The sequence below is a fragment of the Streptomyces pseudogriseolus genome (assembly GCA_002154585.1).
GTDB lineage: Bacteria > Actinomycetota > Actinomycetes > Streptomycetales > Streptomycetaceae > Streptomyces > Streptomyces pseudogriseolus.
Genome location: MUNG01000502.1, coordinates 1 through 2,618 on the forward strand (window position 1 = coordinate 1; position 2,618 = coordinate 2,618).

The window sequence follows — 2,618 nt, forward strand, 5'->3', positions numbered from 1 at the left end:
CCCTGGTGCCCGCCGCGCCGCCCATGAACACGATCCGCTCGATGTTACGGGTGACCTCGGGGTGGGTCCGCAGCAGCAGGGCGATGTTGGTGAGCGGCGCGGTGGGCACCAGGGTGACCGGGCGGGGCGAGGCGAGGATCTCGCGGCGCAGCAGCGTCACCGCGTCCACGTCCACCGGGGTGCGGCGCGGGGCGGGCAGGCCGAGGTCGCCCATGCCGTCGTGGCCGTGGACGTGGCGGGCGGAGCGGGGCGCCTCGATCAGCGGGCGCGCGGCGCCCCGCGCCACCGGCACGTCGCCCGCGCCCGCCCGCTCCAGCACGGTCAGGGTGTTGCGTACGACGCCGTCCACGTCCGTGTTCCCGGCCACGCAGGTGACGGCCCGCAGATCGAGCGCGGGGTGCCGTACGGCGAACAGCAGGGCCAGGGCGTCGTCCACGCCGGTGTCGCAGTCGACGATCACCGGGACCGGCCGGCCGTTGCTCACGACGGACTCCTTCTCGAGGCGGGGTGGCCCGTCGACCTTACGCGGGGTCCCAGAGCTCGGTCCCGCGTGCGCGCACCCGCTCGTTCACGCGTCGCAGGAATTCCGCCACCGGCAGCGCGCCGGGCCGTCGTCCGTCCCGCAGCCGTACGGCGAGCAGGCCGTCCGCCGCCTCCCGCGCGCCGAGCACCGCCTGGTACGGCACCAGCCGCGCCCGGCGGATCCGGGCGCCGAGACTGCCCTCGGCCAGGCCGCTCACCTCGGCCCGCAGCCCGAGTGCGGCGGCCTCCCGGACGACGGCGTGAGCGTGTTCCTCCTGGTCCTCGCCCACCGGCAGCACCGCCAGCTGCAGAGGGGCGAGCCACGGCGGGAAGGCGCCGCCGTGCTCCTCCAGCAGATGCGCGACGGCCCGTTCCACGCTGCCGATGACGCTGCGGTGCACCATGACCGGGCGGTGCCGGGCGCCGTCCGGGCCGGTGTAGCGCAGCCCGAAGCGCTCCGGCTGGTGGAAGTCGATCTGCACGGTGGACAGGGTGGACTCGCGGCCCGCCGGGTCGGTGATCTGCACGTCGATCTTCGGGCCGTAGAAGGCCGCCTCGCCCTCCACGGCCGCGTACGCCACGCCGGACGCGGCCAGCACCTCGCGCAGCAGGGCGGTGGCCCGCCGCCACAGGGCCGGGTCGGCCACGTACTTCCCGCCGCCGCCCGGCAGCGACAGCCGGTGGCGGGACGCGCGGATGCCCAGGTCGGCGTAGGCGCGGGAGATCAGGGCGAGGGCCCCGGCGGCCTCCTCGACGGCCTGGTCCGGGGTGCAGAAGATGTGCGCGTCGTTGAGCTGGATGGCCCGCACCCGGGTCAGTCCGCCGAGCACGCCGGACCGCTCCGAGCGGTACATGCCGCCCAGCTCGGCCATCCTCAGCGGCAGTTCGCGGTGGCTGCGGGCGCGGGAGCGGAAGATCAGGGCGTGGTGCGGGCACAGGCTGGGGCGCAGCAGAATCTGCTCCCCGCCCAGCTCCATCGGCGGGTACATGTCGTCGCGGTAGTGGTCCCAGTGCCCGGAGAGCTCGTACAGCTCGCGTTTGCCGAGCACGGGCGAGTACACGTGCCGGTAGCCGGCCGCGCGTTCCGCCTCACGGACGTACTCCTCCAGGGTGTGCCGTACGACGGCGCCGTCGGGGAGCCAGTAGGGCAGGCCCGCGCCCATCAGCGGGTCGGTGTCGAACAGGCCGAGTTCACGGCCGAGGCGTCGGTGGTCGCGCACGGCGTCCTCCTCGGGGTCGGGAGGCGAGCACCACGCGCGGCGAAGCCCCGGGGCACTCGCCCCGGGGCTTCGTCAGTGGTCAGCTGTCAGCGCGCCGGGGCGGTCTCCGGCGTCGTCGTGCGGGACACGTGGGCACGCTGCATACGACGGACGGTAGCAACGGGCGGGCGGCGGGCGCACGCGCTTTTTCGCGGCGGCGGCGCGGGGCGTGCGGACCGCTCACCCGGACGGCTCGCCGCGCTGGTGGGGGGCCTGTGCCGGTGGTGCCGTAGGAGCATGTCCGCCACCACCGCCCGTGCACCCGGCCCAGGAGGCATACCCGATGACCCGTGCCGCGGCCCGCGCCCGCACCCTCCTCGCCTCCGGCCTGTCGGTCACCGCCCTGCTGATCACGGCGGCCTGCGTGGCCTACGACCGGGACGTGCCGCGCGCGCTGCCCCAGGGCGTGTCCGAGCCGCCCGCCGCGACGTCGGCCTCCCCGTCGGCGACGGCGTCCCCCTCCGCGGTGACCGGGCGGTCCTCGCCCGTGCTGAACGACGAGCAGCTGAGAGCCGCGCTGATCACCGAGGGCGACCTGGGCCCGCCGTGGGCTGCCGCCCAGGGGCCCGCGCTGTGGCGGGACGGCACGCTGAAGGCGACCGCGGACGACGGCGACTGCCGGCGGCTGCTGGAGGTCCTCTACACGGAGGAGCCGTTCGGCGTCCCGGCGGGGCCGCGCGCCTCGGTCGCCCTGGACGACACCGCCGAGGGCGCCCAGCTGCGCGAGCAGGTCGGCGCGCACCGGCCGGAAGACGTGGAGCGGGCGCTGACCTGGCTGGGCACGCTGCCCGGGGAGTGCGGGAGGTTCCGGGCGGCGACCGCGCGGTCCGGCACGCA

The 2,618-nt window shown here is 76.2% G+C and carries 3 protein-coding genes; 1 reads left to right on the forward strand and 2 read right to left on the reverse strand.

Annotated features, from left to right (window positions below):
* Both CCN29_RS31830 and thrS read right to left on the reverse strand, forming a co-directional pair.
* Window positions 1-484, reverse strand: a 484-nt coding sequence (locus tag CCN29_RS31830; protein WP_442538604.1) for a nucleoside hydrolase, incomplete at its 3' end; no start/stop codon positions are given.
* Between the two features lie 37 nt (window positions 485-521).
* Window positions 522-1,742 (reverse strand): threonine--tRNA ligase, encoded by a 1,221-nt coding sequence (gene thrS, locus CCN29_RS31835; protein WP_086686004.1) that lies wholly within the window; start codon window positions 1,740-1,742, stop codon window positions 522-524.
* A 322-nt stretch (window positions 1,743-2,064) separates the two neighbouring features.
* Between thrS and CCN29_RS31840 the strand changes: the two genes are divergently transcribed.
* A partial coding sequence (locus CCN29_RS31840) for a hypothetical protein (RefSeq protein WP_086686007.1) occupies window positions 2,065-2,618 on the forward strand: 554 nt, incomplete at its 3' end.